Origin of the sequence: Allotamlana fucoidanivorans, assembly GCF_006265225.1 — a bacterium.
GTDB lineage: Bacteria > Bacteroidota > Bacteroidia > Flavobacteriales > Flavobacteriaceae > Allotamlana > Allotamlana fucoidanivorans.
Map to the genome: position 1 here is coordinate 119,976 of NZ_VDCS01000009.1, position 19,001 is coordinate 138,976.

The window sequence follows — 19,001 nt, forward strand, 5'->3', positions numbered from 1 at the left end:
ATCCGCTACTTTTTATTTATTAACTTTGTGTGATGAAAAGCCCCATTTTAACATACCATCACTTTTCAAGTACCCTCTGTTTTTTAGTATGCTTAATACTATTGTCCTGTGGTGCTAAAAAAACCAATGTGGTTGAAAACACTATACCTATAAACCATCCTAAACTATTATTTTTGAATTATGTTCTTGAAAAAAATAGTAATGGACAAAAAACCATGACCCTTAAAAATAAATTTGTGACAGATGGTAAATTAAAAAACACAAATAATAAGTTCACAAAAGAACCATCTGAAGGCGACCTTAAATGTATTCAAGTTGATGACCACGCATCAGAATTGCATAGCGTTTTTATAAAAAACCCACTATTTCTCACTATTGAAGTTCCTAATGATTCATTAAGTTTTGAAAAACGTCTTGTTGAACAAAACAGGGCTAATGTTTCACTAAAACTCCAACTACACCCAAAAACTAAACATATTGTTATAAGTGAAGTGAATGCGCTTTCAGAAGCATCAGTCCAACTCATAAAAATCGAGCTTGAATAACATGAAAAAATTGCTATTGTTATGTGCTATTCTTATGAGTTTTTCAACAGTTAACGCTCAATTTTCTGTGGAAACTTTGAGATATTCTGGAGCTCATGATAAACGTATCAACATAGTTATTTTAAGTGAAGGCTATCAATCGTTTGAATTAAACAAATTCATGTTAGATGCTGAACATTTTACAAATACATTGTTTAATCATGCCCCGTTCAATGCTTATACCTCATATTTTAATGTTTATGCTATAAAAGTACCTTCTAATGAAAGTGGTGCCGATCATCCTGCTACAGCATTAGATGTTGACGAAACTGGCCAAACTCCAGTTTTTGTTGACACCTATTTCAATGCGACTTACGATTCTTTTGGAAGCCACAGAAAACTCTATTATGAAATTGATGGCAACAACGCCAATAATACACAACAAAAAATAACTGAGGTTTTAGCCAATCACTTTCCCGAATATGACCAAGCTATAATTATTGTAAACTCTGCTGAATATGGAGGTAGTGGAGGCGAATTCCCTATGGCGTATAATGGGTATTGGGGAGCTGCTGTAACCATTCATGAACTGGGACATTCGTTATTTAATCTAAAAGACGAATATTACCCAGGCGATATTTTTGTAGCTGAAGCTATTAACATGACCCAAGAAACAAACACCAATTTAGTAAAATGGAAAAACTGGCTAAACATTAATAATGTAGGCATCTATGTGCATGGTAACTCTGGAACTGCTGCTAGTTGGTACAAGCCACACCAAAACTGTATCATGGAAAGGATTGACAAAGGATTTTGCCCCGTTTGTCAGGAAGGTATTGTTGAAAAGATTCATGATTTAGTGCCCCCCATAGATTCTTATATACCTAATAACAGTTCTATAGAGCCCTCAGAATTCCCTTTAAACTTTGAACTGAATTTAATACAGCCTAACCCCAACAGTTTAATAAGCACATGGTTTTTAAATGGTGTAGAATTTAATCAAAATATTGAATCGATTTCTATTAATGAATCTGACTTAAACTCAGGTACCAATACATTAAACGTAACAATAACAGACGATTCTACATTTTTAAAAGTAGATAATCATAATGCCGGATCACATGTATATATAGTGACTTGGACAATTACATACAACGCACTAGGTCTTAAAGACATAAAAAGTAATACCGACACTTATTATATTTCATTACACCCAAATCCAGCTCACAGTATTTTATATCTTAAGTTTGAAAGCAACACCTCAAAAAGCTTAAAAGCAGACATTATTAGTATGGATGGTAAACACGTAAAATCTACTATTCTAAGTAATCATACTGAAACTCCATTAGACGTATCTCAATTGGCGCCAGGCATTTACACCATTAATTATTATGCTGATACCATATTAGTTGTCAGCAAAAAATGGATTAAATACTAAAAATATTATTTACCAGGAGGCATCGTTGGCCTTACTTCAATCTTACTTGGCAGTGTTCTAGGATTCATTTTAACCAAATCAACAACCAACTCTCCTATATCTTCAATTTGAATTTTCCAAGCGTCGGCAGCATCTGGGTCATTCCCATTAAAAAAGGTAGATACAGAGCCTGGCATAATTGTACTTACCTTTACACCATGCTGCCGTAAATCAAGCATGACAGATTGTGTAAACCCCGTTAACCCAAACTTACTAGCGTTATAGGCCGACCCATTAGCAAAGAAATTTGTTCCTGCCAAACTTGAAATAGTTATAAAATAGCCTTTAGATTTTTTTAAAGCTTCAACCGTTGATTTTATGGAATAAAACACCCCTGTTAAATTGGTATCAATAGTTTCTTGCCATTGATCAAGTGTTAAATCTTCTATGTTTGCAAAATGCCCAATACCAGCATTGGCTACTACAATATCCAATTGATTAAAACGCGCTAAAACTTTTCTAACCGCATTTTGTTGGCTATCAAAGTCTCTTACATCGGCCTGAATTCCCATAGCTTCAACTTTGCTTGACATGGCATTCAACACCTTGGCCGCATCATTTGCTGCCTCTTCACTTCTACTGGTAACGGCAACGTTAACACCTTCTTGTATCAAGGCTTGAGCAATGCCAAAACCAATCCCTTTTGATCCTCCTGTAATTAATGCTACTTTATCTTTTAATGTTCCCATTTTGTATATCGTTTTTCAGTAAAACTACAAAATCAAGGCTTTAAAAAAGAAACAATTATGTTATGAAAATTATAAAATTGCACCTACTTCTTTTTTTCTGGCGGGTAATTAGACAGTACTTTTTCAGCCACATCATTAAATAAACGCTCCCGCATTTCTGGTGCTAAATTAGGACTAAAACTAAATTCACTTACAGCCTGCCAAAAAAGTTGTTTTTTGCTGTGATCAACAAAATCTATAATAATTTGGGTGTTTGTATTACTTTGCCCAACGGGGATACCTATAGAAAGGCCTCCACCAACATTACTTCCAGATCCTCCCATTCCTATGCCAACACTGCTACGCTGTACCTCTTGAAATGACTTACTTTTTATATCTATAAAAAAATCTGGTGTTTCTGAAATACTGTATCCTTTTAATGCCATTTTATCATCAATAGCATCCAAAAGTCGGTTCGTATCTAACTCACTTAACCCCGTATTCATATCGGCATAATACTGGTAAGTTTTGTAAGATTCAAAACTCAGGTCTTGATCATAATCATAATGCACTTTAATAGGAGCACATGATATAATAATTACAATAAACAGCGTAAGGCTAAAAAACTTCATAGATATAAATTTTGATAAATTTAATCAAAAATTATTCCATTCCATTTTTAACATTACTTTCAAATATTTCTAATCGATTAAGTAAAATTACATTGCGAAATAAAACCAAGTCTTCGCTTTAAAAACTAGCTGTTTAACATGTTCCATAAGGTATCTTTTAATTCTGTAATACCTTGTTGTGCCACAGAAGAAATAAACAGATACGGAATAGGCAGTTCATTATCTAATTCTGTTTTAAGCTCTGCTTTAAGTTCTTCATCGAGCATATCACATTTTGAAATAGCTATAATACGCTCTTTATCAAGCATTTCAGGATTATATCTTTTGAGTTCATCTAACAAAATATCATACTGCTTTTTAATATCACCAGCATCAGCAGGAATTAAAAAGAGGAGAACCGAATTTCTTTCAATATGGCGTAAAAAATAATGACCAAGGCCCTTACCCTCAGCAGCGCCTTCAATAATACCTGGAATATCGGCCACTACAAAGGTTTGAAAATCTCTATACTTTACAATACCCAAATTAGGTTTTAGCGTTGTAAATTCATAGTCTGCTATTTTAGGCTTTGCCGAAGTGACAACAGATAATAATGTTGATTTACCTGCATTTGGAAAACCTACTAAACCTACGTCTGCCAATACTTTAAGTTCCATGGTAACGTATTTCTCTTCCATAGGCAACCCTGGTTGGGCATAACGTGGGGTTTGGTTTGTTGATGATTTAAAATGCCAATTTCCTAGACCTCCTTTTCCGCCTCTTGCTAAGATTTGCTCTTCACCATCTTCTGTTATTTCAAAAAGAACAGCGTTGGTTTCTGTGTCCCTAACAACCGTTCCTAGCGGCACATCAATGTATGCATCTTCGCCATCAGCACCAAAACTTCTACCACTACTACCATGTTCACCATGCCCCGCTCTAGTATGTCTTTTAAATTTTAAATGCAGCAAGGTCCATAAATTAGCCTTTCCTCTAACGATAACATGACCGCCTCTTCCTCCGTCTCCGCCATCTGGTCCGCCTTTGGTAATGTATTTTTCGCGGTGTAAATGCGCAGATCCTTTTCCCCCGTTTCCAGAAGACACATACATCTTTACGTAATCAACAAAATTTCCTTCAGTCATAAGTCCAATAATTATATTGAGAATAGCTTTTTGCTTCTCTTATATTTATTTAAAAGAAAACATCTTTTGGATTACAAAAATACCAAAAGATGCTTTACCAAAATTTCCCTCAGGAAATTATAAATTATCAATCACCGCATTTAAGCGTTGTGTAATTTCTTCTATAGACCCTACACCATCAACACCATAATACTTATCTTTTCCAGAATAGTAGTCTTTTAAAATAGCTGTTTTACTGTAGTATTCTTTAATTCTGTTTCTAATGATAGACTCATCAGCATCATCAGCACGACCACTAGTCTTTCCTCTTCCTAAAAGGCGCTCTACAAGAATTTCATCTTCAACCTCAAGCGCAATCATAGCATTTATTTGAGAATCTTTACTATCCATTAACTTATCTAAAGCCTCTGCTTGGGCATTGGTTCTTGGAAATCCATCAAAAATAAACCCATTGGCATCGGCATTCTTTTCTACTTCTGCATTCAGCATATCTATGGTTACTTGATCTGGAACCAACTCACCTTTATCCATATATGATTTAGCTAACATCCCTAAAGCTGTTTCGTTCTTGATATTGTATCTAAAAACATCGCCTGTAGAGATATGAACCAAATTATAGGTTTCTTTTAAAAATTCTGCCTGTGTTCCTTTCCCTGCTCCTGGAGGGCCAAATAGCACTAAGTTTGTCATGTGTTGTGTTTCTTTAATTTGATATATTTCTGGTAAATTTCTTCCTAATCCATCATAATCTAAGCCATAGCCCACAATAAACTTATTAGGTATTTCTATACCTACATAATGCAATTTAAAATCCTTTTTGTAGGCCTCTGGTTTATAAAACAAGGTAGCAATTTTTAAAGCCTTTACTTTTTCATTCTTAAAAATTCTATGCACCTCAGCTAAAGTATTTCCAGAATCAATGATGTCTTCTAAAATAATAACGGTACGCCCTGTTAAGTCTTGCGTAAGTCCAATTAGTCGTTGAATATCTTCAGTAGATTTCACCCCTTCATAAGAAGCCAATTTAATAAATGTTACCTCGCAAGGATTAGTATACTTTTTCACAAAATCACTAACCACCATAAAAGACCCGTTTAAAATACCAACAAAAACGGGTATTTCATCTCCTACATCCCGAGCAATGTCATTGGCCATTCTTTGTAAAGCCTCATTTATTTTTTGTGATGAAATAAACGGCTTAAAATATTTGTCGTGTAGCTTTATCAAGGCTTTTAAATTTTAAAAACGCAAAGATAATCAATAGATTGAGTAATAACCATTTTTTGATTTATGATTTTAGGAACTATTTTATTATTAAAATGTATTTTTGCCTATCCTAAATTTGGTTTCAGATAAAAACGATTAAATGAATTATTTTTCTTCAAACTTTAAACTTGGTATTCTTGGTGGTGGTCAACTAGGGAAAATGCTGCTTTATTCTACCCGTAAATTTGATATTTATACCGCCGTTCTTGAAGCTAGTGATGAAGCACCATGTAAAATAGCTTGCAACGAATTTCATTTAGGAGATTTAATGAATTTTGATGCTGTTTACAATTTTGGCAAACAGGTAGATGTTTTAACTATTGAAATTGAAAATGTAAATGTTGACGCTTTAGAAGCGCTTGAAAAAGAAGGTGTAAACGTGTATCCCTCATCAAAAACACTTAGAATAATTCAAAACAAAGGGAAGCAAAAATTATTTTATACAGATAATAACATACCCACGGCTCCATTTTCAAGGTTTGCTTACACATCAGAAATTGAAGAATCTATAAACAATGGAGGCTTACAACTGCCTTTTGTATGGAAAAGTGCCCAATTTGGCTATGACGGGCAAGGGGTGAAAATTGTTAAATCACTTGACGATTTAAAAGGGTTACCTAACGTAGAATGCATTGCCGAAAATTTAGTACCTTTTAAAAATGAATTAGCCGTTATTGTGGCAAGAAATCCTTCAGGTGAAACAAAAACCTACCCTGTTGTTGAAATGGAATTTCATCCTGAAGCCAATCAAGTAGAATATGTCATTTGTCCTGCAAGAATTGATGCTGCCTTAGCAAGAAAAGCAGAAGATATAGCGTTAAAAACATCAAAAGCCTTTAATCATGTTGGCTTATTGGCCGTTGAAATGTTCCAGACCCAAAATGATGATATTCTGGTAAACGAAGTAGCTCCCAGACCTCATAATTCAGGACACCAAACTATTGAAGCGAGTTACACCTCGCAATTTGAACAACATATTAGAGCAATTCTAGATCTTCCTTTAGGTAGAACCGGTAGTAAAGTTGGTGGTGTTATGGTTAATCTTGTTGGTGCAGAAGGACATTCTGGACAGGTGGTTTATCAAAATATAGAAAATATTATGACCATGGATGGCGTTACACCTCACATATACGGAAAAAAACAAACCAGACCCTTTAGAAAAATGGGACATGTCACCATTGTCAATGAAGATGTAAATGAAGCCAGACGTGTGGCTGAAGAAGTAAAAAAATCCATAAAAGTTATAAGTGAATAGATATGAGTAAAGTAGGCGTAATCATGGGAAGCAAAAGCGATCTTCCTGTCATGCAAGATGCTATAGACATCTTAAAAGGTTTTGATATTGAGGTTGAAGTTGATATTGTTTCTGCACACCGTACACCAGAAAAATTATTTGACTATGGTACCCATGCACACACCAGAGGTATTTCTGTGATTATTGCAGGAGCCGGTGGTGCGGCACATTTACCAGGTATGGTAGCCTCATTGTCGCCTCTTCCCGTTATAGGCGTTCCAGTAAAAAGTAGTAATTCTATTGACGGCTGGGACTCCGTTTTATCAATTTTACAAATGCCAGGAGGTGTGCCCGTTGCAACCGTAGCGCTTAACGGGGCTAAAAACGCCGGCATTTTAGCTGCTCAGATTATAGGATCGAGTGATCAATGCATTCTAGATAAAATAATAGCTTATAAGGAAGGTCTGAAAATAAAAGTACACGAATCTGCAAAAGATTTGTCATGAAAAAAGCCCCATGATTCCACGGGGCTTTTCAGCTATTAACAAATAATTCTATTTGAGTTAGTCACTCTGCAAATTACTGCGACAAAAGTACAAAAAAATTTATTATGCGTACATAGCATATAAATTTTTTAACATATTGCTTGAGAAAATGATAAAAAAAGAACTAGAAATCCCGTTTAAAACCCCATATAACACACCTCCTTTTTCAAAAATTGAAAATGAAGACTATTTGCCAACAATAAAAGCTGCTATTAATCTGGCTAAAAAGGAAATAGAGGCCATTACCAATAACCCAGAAACACCAACATTTGAAAACACTATTGAGGCGCTTGAGTTTTCTGGTGAACAATTAGACAGAATTTCAAGTATTTTCTTCAATTTGAATTCAGCTGAAACGAACGAAACTATTCAAAAAATAGCACAAGAAGTTTCTCCGTTACTTTCTGAATTCAGTAATGATATTACGCTAAATAAAGCATTATTTGCTCGCATAAAGGCCGTTTACAATACGAAAGATACTTTAGATTTAACGGTAGAGCAACAAATGCTTTTAGATAAAAAACATAAGAGCTTCTCAAGAAATGGCGCTAATCTTTCTGCTGAAAAAAAAGAAAAACTTAGAACCATTGACAAAAAATTAAGTCAGCTTAAACTTAAATTTGGTGAAAATGTACTGGCTGAAACCAATAAGTTTGAAATGCTCATTTCTAATGAGGAAGATTTGGCAGGACTTCCAAACGGTGCTATAGAAGCAGCCAAACAATTAGCAGATTCAAAAGGCAAAGACGGTTGGTTATTCACTTTAGACTACCCAAGTTATATTCCTTTTGTTACCTATTCAGACAATCGAGCTCTAAGAGAAAAAATAGCTTTGGCCGCTGGCAGCAAAGCTTTTAAAGGTGACAATTTAGATAATCAAAACATTGTTCTTGAAATAGTTAAATTAAGACATGATCGCGCCAATCTTTTAGGATATAAAACCCATGCTCATTTTGTACTTGAAGAACGCATGGCTGAAACACCTAAAAACGTTCAAAATTTCTTAAAAGAACTTCTTGAGAAGGCAAAACCTGCTGCTGAAATAGAATTTAAAAAGCTTCAAGAGTTTGCTAATGACTTAGATGGTATTGATACTTTACAAAAATGGGACGGTGCCTATTACGCTGAAAAGCTAAAGCAAAAACTCTATAATCTGGATGACGAGTTGTTAAAACCGTATTTCAAACTTGAAAACGTCATACAAGGTTCCTTCGCTATTGCCAATAAATTATTCGATCTGAACTTTGAAGAAATTGACACGATAGACAAGTATCATGAAGATGTTTTAACCTATAAAGTCACCAATAACACAGGAGATTTAATCTCTATATTTTATGCCGATTTTTTCCCAAGAGCAGGAAAACGTAATGGGGCGTGGATGACCTCATACAAACCACAGTATATAAAAGATGGCGAGAATAGCAGACCCCATGTTTCCATAGTTTGCAACTTTACCAAGCCAACAAAAAGCAAACCGTCTCTACTTACTTTTAATGAAGTAACCACTCTATTTCATGAATTTGGGCATGCGCTTCATGGCATGCTAGCCAACACAACCTACCCAAGTTTATCGGGTACAAGTGTGTATTGGGATTTTGTTGAATTACCAAGTCAGATTATGGAAAATTGGTGTTACGAGAAAGAAGCGCTTGAGTTATTTGCAAGACACTATGAAACGAATGATATGATTCCTATGGATTTGGTAGAAAAAATAAAAGAATCTGCCACCTTCCTAGAAGGTATGCAAACCTTGCGGCAATTAAGCTTTGGCTTGTTAGATATGAGCTGGCATGGCACAGACCCTACTAGCATTACCAATGTAAAGACACATGAAGCCAATGTATTTAAAAGTACATCGCTTTACCCTGATGTAGAAAGCAATTGTATGAGTACCGCATTCTCTCATATTTTTCAGGGTGGATATTCTTCAGGGTATTACAGCTATAAATGGGCTGAGGTACTAGACGCCGATGCGTTTGAATATTTTAAAGAAAATGGAATATTCAATAAAATGGTTGCTGATAAATTTAAAAACAACATTTTATCTAAAGGAGGTACAGAAAACCCTATGACATTGTATAAACAGTTTAGAGGTAAAGAACCTAAACCTGAAGCTTTATTAAGACGTGCAGGATTGATTTCAAAGTAAATAATTCATTTTTTTAACCTATTTTTGAGATTCAAAACTAATTCTACTAATGCCTGACCATCAAATTAACCCCGATAAGTGGATTGATTTATATTCTGACTACCTCTTTAACTACACCGTTTCCCGTGTTAGTGATAGAGAAATGGCGCAAGACTTGGTTCAGGAAACCTTTTTGGCTGGTTTAAAATCTATGAAAAATTTTAAAGGAGAAGCCAGCGAACGTACTTGGCTTATTTCTATTTTAAAGAGAAAAATTATAGATTATTACAGAAAAATAAACTCAAATAAAGGGAAAGCTGAAGTTAGAATAAATTATAATGACTTAGAAAATGAAGGTGATTGGCTAGAAGAGCGTGTTGCCGACCCCTTTGATAAAACGGCAGAAGATAATATGCAAAACACAGAGTTAGGAGATGCCATTCATAATTGTTTAAGCAAACTACCTGCTAAACAAGCCGAAGTTTTTAAAATGAAAACAATTTTAGGATATGAAACCGATGTAATATGTAATGAACTAAATATTACAGCGTCTAATCTTTGGGTTATTATTCATAGAGCGCGTACCGCTCTTGCTGATTGTTTAAAAGAAAATTGGTTTTAATTTATGAGTAAGTTTAAGTTTACTATTCCTTGTAATGAAGCTAATCATGTATGTGATAAATCACAATATAAAAATGCTTCATTTTGGGAAAAAATAAAACTAAGTTTTCATTTAATTTATTGTAGAGCTTGTAAAGATTATTCGTCCAATAACAAGAAACTTTCTCAAGCTATTGATAAATCAAATATAGACTGCCTAGACCCCAAATGTAAAAAGGCTATGAAAAAAGAACTTGAAAAAGCACTAGCCGAACAGAAAAACAAAAAGTAACCACATTATAGGCATACTTTCAACCATAAAAGCACTGTAATACTTGCCCTGATCTATTTTTGCATAGCGGAGCATAATCCCGGTTAGCATAACAACAATAAAGAGTACCATTTTTGTATTGTTTACATTATGCTTTAAAAACTCTAAACCAAAAAATAAAAATAAAAGTCCGTAACCTAAAGTCTTTGCTTTATTTACGCCCAATTTTTGAGGTATAGTTTCAAGTTTTGAGTTATCAAATTTCAAATCTCTAATTTCAAAAGGAATCATTAAAACCACAACATAAATAAACCGCTGAACAAGTAACAACAGCACATTAAAAGTCATTTCACACCTTGTATTTACTGCAGGTAGACCTACCGTAACACCAGCCCACACCAGTGCTATAACATAAACTTTTAAACCCCCAACATGACGTAGTGTCCAATCTTTTCTTTGAGGTAAAAAAGGAATAGCGTACATAAAAGTTAGCATCGCAAAAACCAAAAGAATTACTAGGGTTTCTTGCTCCAATTGTGCGCCATAATAACACATAAGCAAAAAGCAAAAAAATGACATGATTTGAATAGCCTTAAGCCACCCTGTTAATTTTTTGTGTCTGAATTTCGCTACACCAAAAAACTTTACAAAGTTATATCCTGTGATGGTAGCATAAAAAACAAAATATAGTATGATTTCATTATAACCTAACTCCAGTTCTAAAAGGGTCAACCAAGTAAGCGCATACACAGCTAATGCAACATGAAGACTACTGTTTATATAGAAATTAAAAAGCGGCTTAAACAATCTCATGAAGCAAAAGTAACTAATGTGTTCATAAAAGCTATTAATGGTTAAAAACTTTACCATTTTGATAATAAAACACATTAAATAATCAGTAATTTTGCAAATTATTTATTCAAATTAAAACCAATGAATACAAACGCTTTTGCATTGCGTCACATAGGACCTAGAGAGGATGACCAAAAATTAATGTTAGAAACCTTAGGATTAGATTCGTTAGATCAATTGATTTATGAAACAATTCCTGACGACATTCGTTTAAAATCACCATTGAATTTAGACGAACCTATGACCGAGCATGAGTATTTGCTTCACATTCATGATTTATCAAAACTGAATAAAGCACGTAAAACATATATTGGTTTGGGCTATCACCCAACCGTGATGCCAGCTGTTATTCAACGTAATATTCTTGAAAACCCAGGTTGGTATACAGCGTATACCCCATATCAAGCTGAAATTGCTCAAGGCCGATTAGAAGCATTATTAAATTTTCAAACCATGGTAACAGACCTTACAGGTATGGAAATTGCCAATGCTTCACTACTGGATGAAAGCACAGCAGCCGCTGAGGCCATGAGTTTATTATTTGCTGTTCGCGAGCGAGAGCAAAAAAAGGCTGGTATTAACAAGTTTTTTGTTTCCAATAGAATTTTACCTCAAACCTTATCGCTACTTGAAACTCGTGCAAACCCCATTGGCATTGATTTGGTTGTTGGTGAGGAAACATCTTTTGATTTTTCATCTGAATTTTTTGGAGCTATTTTACAGTATCCAGGCAAGAATGGGCAAATTACAGATATTGAAACTTTTATATCACAAGCCAATATCGCTAACATAAAAGTGGCTGTTGCTGCCGATATTTTGAGCTTAGTTAAACTAGAATCTCCAGGGAAATTTGGTGCCGATGTGGTAGTTGGAACAACCCAACGTTTTGGAATCCCTATGGGATATGGAGGACCACATGCCGCCTATTTTGCCACCAAAGAAAAATACAAACGTGATATTCCCGGGCGTATCATTGGAGTTACCAAAGATGCTAATGGTGATAGAGCTTTGCGTATGGCACTTCAAACCAGAGAACAACATATAAAACGAGATAAGGCAACTTCAAACATTTGTACAGCTCAAGTGCTTTTAGCGGTTATGGCAAGTATGTATGTCGTCTATCATGGCCCTCAAGGTTTAAAATTTATAGCAAACAAAGTGCATAATAAGGCGGTAACCCTTGCCAATGCCTTAGAAAAACTAGGATATCTGCAAGTGAACACGTCTTATTTTGATACCCTTCAAATAAAAACGAAAGCAAAAAAAATAAAACGTATTGCTACTGAAAAGAAGGTAAACCTCTATTATCCAGATAAAAACACCGTATCTGTTTCTATTAATGAAACAACTTCGGTTAGAGATATTAATTATTTGATTTCCATTTTTGCTGAAGCTGCCGAAAAAGAAACCATCATTATCTCTTCTATAGAACCTCAAAATCAAATTGAAGATTCGTTACATAGAACTACCGATTTTTTAACAGAAACCGTATTTAACACATATCATTCTGAAACTGAATTGATGCGTTATATAAAACGTTTAGAACGTAAAGATTTAGCGTTAAACCACTCTATGATTTCATTAGGTTCTTGTACTATGAAGCTTAATGCTGCCTCTGAAATGCTACCGCTAAGTTGGTTCAAATGGGGAAACATTCACCCATTTGCACCATTAAAACAGGCCAAAGGTTACTTAACTATTTTAAAAGAGTTAGAAGATCAGTTAACTGAAATTACAGGGTTTGCAGCCACATCATTACAACCTAATTCTGGTGCTCAAGGTGAATTTGCTGGATTAATGGTTATAAAAGCATATCATGAATCTCGTAATGAGCATCACAGAAATATATGCTTAATTCCTTCTTCTGCTCATGGCACCAATCCTGCTAGCGCGGTTATGGCTGGCATGAAAGTAGTGGTTACCAAATCTACTGAAGAAGGTAATATTGATGTAAACGATTTACGCGAAAAAGCCGAGTTACATAAAGATAATTTAGCTGCTTTAATGGTTACCTATCCTTCAACCCATGGGGTTTATGAATCTGCTATAAAGGAAATCACAAAAATAGTTCATGACAATGGTGGTCAAGTTTATATGGACGGAGCCAACATGAATGCGCAAGTAGGTTTAACCAACCCTGGACATATTGGCGCAGATGTATGTCACTTAAACCTTCATAAAACATTTGCTATCCCTCATGGTGGTGGTGGACCCGGCGTAGGTCCTATTTGTGTTGCTAAACAGTTAGTTCCTTTCTTACCAGGAAATCCCGTAGTAAAAACTGGAGGTGATCAGGCTATAACGGCTATTTCTGCGGCACCTTTTGGTTCTGCGTTGGCTTGCTTAATTTCCTACGGTTACATTAAAATGCTTGGAGCAGAAGGTTTAACAGAGTCTACCAAAATGGCTATCTTAAATGCCAACTATATAAAACAGCGTTTACAAGGAAGTTTTGACACTCTATATTCAGGAGAACGCGGACGTGCTGCCCATGAAATGATTGTAGATTGCCGCCCGTTTAAAGCTAATGGTATTGAAGTAACCGATATTGCCAAACGACTGATGGATTATGGATTTCATGCGCCAACTGTATCTTTTCCAGTTGCAGGTACTCTAATGATTGAGCCTACTGAAAGTGAAAGTAAAGCTGAAATTGATCGCTTCTGTGATGCTATGATTTCCATTAAACAGGAAATTGATAATGCTTCAAAAGATGATTCTAATAATGTTTTAAAGAATGCGCCCCATACTTTAGCTATGATTACCTCCAATGATTGGGATCTTCCTTATAGTCGTGAAAAAGCGGCCTTTCCCTTAGATTATGTAAAAGAAAACAAATTTTGGCCTAGTGTAAGACGTGTTGATGATGCCTATGGCGACCGTAATTTAATATGTACTTGTGCCCCAATTGAAGAATATGCGTAAATAAATGCCTTGTTGAACATCGTAATATTTTAATATTTAACATTGACCAATTATTCATTAAACCTATATTTGTTCAGTTAGAAAAATTAGTAGCACCACATTTATGAATATAAAGATAACCGGTACCGGAAGTTACATTCCGTCCCAAATTGAAAAAAATGAGAACTTTCATAACCACACATTTTTAAATTCAGACGGCACTGCAATTGAAGCTCCTAATGAAGTTATCGTAGAAAAGTTTAAAGCCATTACTGGTATTGCTGAACGCCGTTATGCAAAACCGCATTTAAATTCCTCTGATTTAGCTTTTTTTGCTGCTGAAAAAGCCATAGATGACGCTAAAATAGATCCAGAAACTATCGATTATATTATTGTGGCTCATAATTTTGGTGACGTTAAACATGATACGGTTCAGAGTGATATGCTGCCCTCGTTAGCAGCAAGAGTAAAACATAGCTTGCGTATAAAAAACCCCAAGTGTGTGGCTTATGATATTTTGTTTGGATGCCCTGGTTGGGTAGAAGGTATCATTCAAGCCAATGCCTTTATTAAAGCTGGCATGGCCAAACGTTGTTTGGTTATAGGTTCAGAAACGTTGTCTCGAGTTGTTGATCATTATGACAGAGATGCCATGATTTTTTCTGATGGTGCAGGTGCCACTATCCTAGAAGCTACTGAAGATAATGGCGGTATTTTAGCACATGAAACAGCCAGTTTTACCTATGACGAAGCGTATTTTTTACACTTTGGAAAATCAAATAACACCAAGTTAGCATCAGAAACACGCTATATGAAAATGGAAGGCCGCAAAATTTATGAATTTGCCTTAAAAGAAGTGCCTACTGCGATGAAGACTTGTTTGGATAACAGCGGTATGGACATTAAAGATGTGAAAAAAATATTCATACATCAGGCCAATGAAAAAATGGATGAAGCCATTTTAAAGCGTTTTTACAGACTATACAGAGCTGACATCCCCGAACAAGTCATGCCAATGAGTATTCAAAAACTAGGAAATAGCTCAGTAGCAACCATTCCTACGCTGTATGACTTGGTTAAAAACAATCAATTAGAAAATCATAGTCTAAATAAAGGCGACGTTATTATCTTTGCAAGTGTAGGAGCAGGCATGCATATCAATGCCATTGTTTACAAAGTGTAATATGTACGAAAAGACATTTCCAAATAAACGTTTTAAACACACCATTTCCTTTTTAGAAAAACACATTACCAACTCTCACAAAATACTAGATTTGGGAGTCATAAATCCGTTCTCTGAAATCATGACAAAACATGGTTACGTAGTAGAAAACACAAAAGGAGAAGATTTAGACTTTGACACATCAACTATTGAAAACTCTAAAGCAGATGTAGTTACGGCTTTTGAAATTTTTGAACATTTGCTGTCTCCATTCACTGTTTTAAAAGCAATTAAAACAGATAAGCTTGTTGCTAGCGTACCTCTTAAACTCTGGTTTTCATCAGCCTATAGAAGTAAAACAGATATGCTTGACAGACACTATCATGAGTTTGAAGATTGGCAATTTGATTGGTTATTAGAAAAGGCTGGATGGCGTATTTTAGATCGTGAAAAATGGACCAATCCCACTAAAAAAATAGGCTTAAGGCCTATTTTAAGATGGTTTACACCTAGGTATTACATTGTTTATGCCGAACGTATTCACCCCAATTAATTACCACTTTATCAAGATGGATTTTTATATCGTCATACCCGCTCATAACGAAGCTTCATCTATAGGGTTAACACTAAGTTCGCTCATTAATCAAACGCTTGCCCCAAAACACATTGTAGTAGTTAATGATAGCTCAACGGATACTACACAAGATATTGTTGAAAGTTACGCTGAAAAACACACAAATATTACTTTAGTAAATGCTAAATCTTCAAATCAGCATCTTCCTGGTTCAAAAATCATCAATGCGTTTTATAAAGGGTATAACACATTAGATGAACATTATGATGTAATTTGCAAGTTTGATGCCGACCTCATATTTCCTGAAAATTACCTTGAAACTTTAGCGAGTCATTTTAAGGCCAACGCAAAATTAGGGATGGCTTCTGGGTTTTGCTATATAGAAAAAAACGGCGAATGGATTTTAGAAAATCTTACCAATAAAGATCACATTAGAGGAGCTTTAAAAGCTTATAGAAAATCTTGTTTTCTTGAAATAGGCAAACTTAAAACATCTATGGGGTGGGACACGGTTGATGAATTACTGGCTAAATTTTACAATTGGGCTATTTTAACAGATGACAGCCTTCATGTAAAACACTTAAAACCTACTGGTATAAGTTATAACAAGGCTTCAAAGTACTTACAAGGTGAAGCGATGTATAAAATGCGTTACGGATTTACAATAACTCTGATATCTGCTTTAAAACTAGCCTTTAAAAAGAAACAACCTCGTTTGTTTAGAGATTATATGGCTGGGTATTTTAAAGCTAAAAAGAATAAGGCAGCATTTTTAGTTTCTGAAGAAGAAGGTACATTCATCAGAAATTTAAGATGGAAAGGCATAAAAAAAAGGTTCTGAGTGTTTCAGAACCTTTTTAATTAGTTAGATATTTTTATTTAACCACCAATCTACTTATCGTTTTTACTCCAGAATTCTCATCTTGTACAATAACAAAATAGATACCCGAATTATAACTACTCACATCTATTAAAGACATTCTTTTTGATAAACCAGTTACCTTAACATCTGCATTATACAACCTCATATTCTGCATATTATAAATACTTACACTTAATTCGGAAGCATCAAACCCTTCAATGCTAAGCTGAGCTGATTCCTTTGCAGGATTAGGATAAATAGCTATTTTCCCTGTTGAAGCCGAGGCGGTTCGCACTACTTTTATAGCATTAGATAAGCTAAAGCATCCCTCTAAGCCAGAAACCAAATGATCCCCATCCTCTGGTGGCTCAAGCCCTTGCAGACCTTCTTTATAGCTCATGTGCCATACTAGGCAAGTCCCTGCTTCTGCCGTATCAAAATTAACATCTGAATATTTTTCAGGTAAGCCTAAAATGATCGTTCCCTCTTCATTAGTTACCACCCAAGCAGACTTATCTCCCACATTGCCTTCCAATGTAATGGCTCCTTCTGGAATTTTATCTTCGGTACCATCGCCAACAGTAAAACTAAAAGTGTTGTCTTCTCCTCCTGATATAACACCACCATTTACACCTGTTCTAACCACCGTAATGGCATTAGATAAATTATAACAGCCTTCTAAAGCAGAAACCTTATTACCAACTTCAGCTCCCGTTAAACCATTTGCAAAACTAATATGCCATATTAAACAAGTACCTTCTCCAGCGCCTTCCAAATCAAATGGCGGGCCAGCTGGTAAAGCCAATATTTCCGGATCTTCTGCATTATTAGTTATCACCCAAGCTAAATTATCACCAATTGGATCTCCAGTAACCACTACATTAATAGGATCTTCCTTCCCATCTCCAGCACAAATTTCTACTTCTGTACCACCTCCATCAGCTATCTCAATGATTCCAGCATTCACGCCATTTCTTATTACGGTAATGGCATTGGAGAGCACGTAACAGCCTTCTAGGTCAGACACTTTATTTCCTACCTCCGCTCCCATTAAGCCATCATTAAAACTAATATGCCAAATTAAACAAGTGCCATCTCCAGCGCCTTCCAAATCAAATGGCGGGCCAGCTGGTAAAGCCAATATTTCCGGATCTTCTGCATTATTAGTTATCACCCAAGCTAATTGATCTCCATCCGTTTCGCCCATAACCGTTACATCAAAAGCATCACTTTCTCCATCACCAGCACAAATTTCTATTTCTGTGCCTCCACCATCTGCTATTTCAATGCTTCCAGCGTTTACCCCTTTTCTTGTTACCGTAATAGGGTTTGACAAATCAAAACACCCCATTAAATCATTAGCATTGGTTACACCATCTAAATCTACATTCTCGGCATAACTTAAATGCCAAATCAAGCAAACGCCAGATCCAGCATCTTCAAAATCAAATGAATTATCAGTTGACGTTTTTAAAATATTCGCATCAGTATCTGTAATAACCCATAACATATTTGGACCTTCAGCTCCCGTTAAAGTAACTTCAAACAAATCCGACTCGCCATCACCAGCACAAATTTCTATTTCGGTAGAACCATCAGCCAACGCAATTTCACCACCTACTGGTTGTTTTATTCTCTTAACGTGAATATAGTTTGACAAATCAAATCTCCCCCTAATGTCGGCCAAATTCTTAGTAAACTTACCTTGACCAGAGGGATCTACAAGGGGTTTTATACCGTTGTATGACAAGTGCCAAATTCTACAATCTCCTGGCGGAGCGCCATCAAAATCAAACGGAGGACTATCGGGTAAATCCAAGATGTTATTTTGATCATCTGTAATAATCCATTGTTTGACCCGACCTGATGCTCCTTCAAGGTTTACATCTACAAAATCTGCAATGCCATCGCCTACACAAACTTCAATGTAATCTTCTCCATCTAGCGTGGTTATTTCACCACCATCAACAGTGGCATTTTCATTTGCGTTTGGACTTTGAGCTTGAACAAAACTCAGAGGAGCCATTAAAAGTAGGTAAACAAAGCTCAAAGCTTTTATTAAATTTAAAATCTGATTTGGGGAGTTACTGTGTGTATTTTCTTTCATAACTACCTGATTTTTAATTTAGTAGCCAGAAAATACTAAAAAAGGAAGAAAAAAAATAATCTAATATTCTA

Annotated in this window: 17 protein-coding genes; 11 read left to right on the plus strand and 6 right to left on the minus strand. The window is 35.4% G+C overall.

Annotated elements, in window-relative coordinates; genetic code table 11:
• The first annotated feature begins 32 nt into the window (after nt 1–32).
• Complete coding sequence (locus FGF67_RS10455; protein ID WP_139697494.1) at nt 33–545, plus strand: hypothetical protein; 513 nt, start codon at nt 33–35, stop codon at nt 543–545.
• A gap of 1 nt (nt 546) precedes the next feature.
• Nucleotides 547–1,962 carry a M64 family metallopeptidase gene (locus FGF67_RS10460; RefSeq protein WP_139697496.1) on the plus strand — a complete coding sequence of 472 codons (1,416 nt, stop codon included), beginning with the start codon at nt 547–549 and terminating at the stop codon, nt 1,960–1,962.
• Nucleotides 1,963–1,967: 5 nt separating this feature from the next.
• Here FGF67_RS10460 and FGF67_RS10465 read toward each other — a convergent pair whose 3' ends face one another.
• From FGF67_RS10465 to FGF67_RS10480, 4 genes are all read right to left on the minus strand, one after another.
• Nucleotides 1,968–2,690 carry an SDR family oxidoreductase gene (locus FGF67_RS10465; protein ID WP_139697498.1) on the minus strand — a complete coding sequence of 241 codons (723 nt, stop codon included), beginning with the start codon at nt 2,688–2,690 and terminating at the stop codon, nt 1,968–1,970.
• Between the two features lie 83 nt (nt 2,691–2,773).
• Nucleotides 2,774–3,301 (minus strand): DUF4136 domain-containing protein, encoded by a 528-nt coding sequence (locus FGF67_RS10470; RefSeq protein ID WP_139697499.1) that lies wholly within the window; start codon nt 3,299–3,301, stop codon nt 2,774–2,776.
• Nucleotides 3,302–3,426: 125 nt separating this feature from the next.
• Entirely contained in the window at nt 3,427–4,425 is a 999-nt protein-coding gene (gene obgE / locus FGF67_RS10475) for a GTPase ObgE (protein WP_139697502.1), read from the minus strand.
• Nucleotides 4,426–4,542: 117 nt separating this feature from the next.
• Nucleotides 4,543–5,652, minus strand: coding sequence for an adenylate kinase (locus tag FGF67_RS10480; protein ID WP_139697505.1), 1,110 nt, complete (start codon nt 5,650–5,652; stop codon nt 4,543–4,545).
• A 139-nt stretch (nt 5,653–5,791) separates the two neighbouring features.
• Between FGF67_RS10480 and FGF67_RS10485 the strand changes: the two genes are divergently transcribed.
• From FGF67_RS10485 to FGF67_RS10505, 5 genes are all read left to right on the plus strand, one after another.
• Nucleotides 5,792–6,946 (plus strand): 5-(carboxyamino)imidazole ribonucleotide synthase, encoded by a 1,155-nt coding sequence (locus tag FGF67_RS10485; RefSeq protein ID WP_139697506.1) that lies wholly within the window; start codon nt 5,792–5,794, stop codon nt 6,944–6,946.
• A gap of 2 nt (nt 6,947–6,948) precedes the next feature.
• Nucleotides 6,949–7,431: a 5-(carboxyamino)imidazole ribonucleotide mutase gene (gene purE, locus FGF67_RS10490; RefSeq protein ID WP_139697508.1), complete on the plus strand. Its 483-nt coding sequence runs from the start codon at nt 6,949–6,951 to the stop codon at nt 7,429–7,431.
• A gap of 148 nt (nt 7,432–7,579) precedes the next feature.
• Complete coding sequence (locus tag FGF67_RS10495; RefSeq protein WP_139697510.1) at nt 7,580–9,619, plus strand: M3 family metallopeptidase; 2,040 nt, start codon at nt 7,580–7,582, stop codon at nt 9,617–9,619.
• A gap of 49 nt (nt 9,620–9,668) precedes the next feature.
• Complete coding sequence (locus FGF67_RS10500) at nt 9,669–10,220, plus strand: sigma-70 family RNA polymerase sigma factor (RefSeq protein ID WP_139697513.1); 552 nt, start codon at nt 9,669–9,671, stop codon at nt 10,218–10,220.
• Nucleotides 10,221–10,223: 3 nt separating this feature from the next.
• Entirely contained in the window at nt 10,224–10,490 is a 267-nt protein-coding gene (locus tag FGF67_RS10505; RefSeq protein ID WP_199240679.1) for a hypothetical protein, read from the plus strand.
• On the opposite strand, the gene FGF67_RS10510 is transcribed toward FGF67_RS10505, so the two are convergent.
• The gene (locus FGF67_RS10510) at nt 10,464–11,282 is read right to left on the minus strand and encodes a UbiA prenyltransferase family protein (RefSeq protein WP_139697515.1); all 819 of its coding nucleotides are present in this window, start codon (nt 11,280–11,282) and stop codon (nt 10,464–10,466) included. The genes FGF67_RS10505 and FGF67_RS10510 overlap by 27 nt on opposite strands.
• 120 nt (nt 11,283–11,402) lie before the next feature.
• Here FGF67_RS10510 and gcvP point away from each other — a divergent pair, with 120 nt between their 5' ends.
• The 4 genes from gcvP (at nt 11,403) to FGF67_RS10530 (ending at nt 16,802) form a co-directional block, all read left to right on the plus strand.
• A complete protein-coding gene (gene gcvP / locus FGF67_RS10515) occupies nt 11,403–14,246 on the plus strand; it encodes an aminomethyl-transferring glycine dehydrogenase (protein WP_139697517.1) in 2,844 nt (947 codons plus the stop codon).
• A gap of 103 nt (nt 14,247–14,349) precedes the next feature.
• Nucleotides 14,350–15,408, plus strand: a complete 1,059-nt coding sequence (locus FGF67_RS10520) for a 3-oxoacyl-ACP synthase III family protein (protein ID WP_139697519.1) — start codon at nt 14,350–14,352, stop codon at nt 15,406–15,408.
• A gap of 1 nt (nt 15,409) precedes the next feature.
• Nucleotides 15,410–15,940: a methyltransferase domain-containing protein gene (locus FGF67_RS10525; RefSeq protein ID WP_139697521.1), complete on the plus strand. Its 531-nt coding sequence runs from the start codon at nt 15,410–15,412 to the stop codon at nt 15,938–15,940.
• A 16-nt stretch (nt 15,941–15,956) separates the two neighbouring features.
• Complete coding sequence (locus tag FGF67_RS10530) at nt 15,957–16,802, plus strand: glycosyltransferase family 2 protein (RefSeq protein WP_139697524.1); 846 nt, start codon at nt 15,957–15,959, stop codon at nt 16,800–16,802.
• A gap of 34 nt (nt 16,803–16,836) precedes the next feature.
• Here FGF67_RS10530 and FGF67_RS10535 read toward each other — a convergent pair whose 3' ends face one another.
• Nucleotides 16,837–18,930, minus strand: coding sequence for a T9SS type A sorting domain-containing protein (locus FGF67_RS10535; RefSeq protein ID WP_139697526.1), 2,094 nt, complete (start codon nt 18,928–18,930; stop codon nt 16,837–16,839).
• Nucleotides 18,931–19,001 lie beyond the last annotated feature (71 nt).

Bases quoted from the DNA above. Each gene is read 5' to 3' on its own strand.
- FGF67_RS10455 (WP_139697494.1), top strand. From the start codon at position 33: ATGAAAAGCCCCATTTTAACATACCATCACTTTTCAAGTACCCTCTGT.
- FGF67_RS10460 (WP_139697496.1), top strand. From the start codon at position 547: ATGAAAAAATTGCTATTGTTATGTGCTATTCTTATGAGTTTTTCAACA.
- FGF67_RS10465 (WP_139697498.1), bottom strand. From the start codon at position 2,690: ATGGGAACATTAAAAGATAAAGTAGCATTAATTACAGGAGGATCAAAA.
- FGF67_RS10470 (WP_139697499.1), bottom strand. From the start codon at position 3,301: ATGAAGTTTTTTAGCCTTACGCTGTTTATTGTAATTATTATATCATGT.
- obgE (WP_139697502.1), bottom strand. From the start codon at position 4,425: ATGACTGAAGGAAATTTTGTTGATTACGTAAAGATGTATGTGTCTTCT.
- FGF67_RS10485 (WP_139697506.1), top strand. From the start codon at position 5,792: ATGAATTATTTTTCTTCAAACTTTAAACTTGGTATTCTTGGTGGTGGT.
- purE (WP_139697508.1), top strand. From the start codon at position 6,949: ATGAGTAAAGTAGGCGTAATCATGGGAAGCAAAAGCGATCTTCCTGTC.
- FGF67_RS10495 (WP_139697510.1), top strand. From the start codon at position 7,580: ATGATAAAAAAAGAACTAGAAATCCCGTTTAAAACCCCATATAACACA.
- FGF67_RS10500 (WP_139697513.1), top strand. From the start codon at position 9,669: ATGCCTGACCATCAAATTAACCCCGATAAGTGGATTGATTTATATTCT.
- FGF67_RS10505 (WP_199240679.1), top strand. From the start codon at position 10,224: ATGAGTAAGTTTAAGTTTACTATTCCTTGTAATGAAGCTAATCATGTA.
- FGF67_RS10510 (WP_139697515.1), bottom strand. From the start codon at position 11,282: ATGAGATTGTTTAAGCCGCTTTTTAATTTCTATATAAACAGTAGTCTT.
- gcvP (WP_139697517.1), top strand. From the start codon at position 11,403: ATGAATACAAACGCTTTTGCATTGCGTCACATAGGACCTAGAGAGGAT.
- FGF67_RS10520 (WP_139697519.1), top strand. From the start codon at position 14,350: ATGAATATAAAGATAACCGGTACCGGAAGTTACATTCCGTCCCAAATT.
- FGF67_RS10525 (WP_139697521.1), top strand. From the start codon at position 15,410: ATGTACGAAAAGACATTTCCAAATAAACGTTTTAAACACACCATTTCC.
- FGF67_RS10530 (WP_139697524.1), top strand. From the start codon at position 15,957: ATGGATTTTTATATCGTCATACCCGCTCATAACGAAGCTTCATCTATA.
- FGF67_RS10535 (WP_139697526.1), bottom strand. From the start codon at position 18,930: ATGAAAGAAAATACACACAGTAACTCCCCAAATCAGATTTTAAATTTA.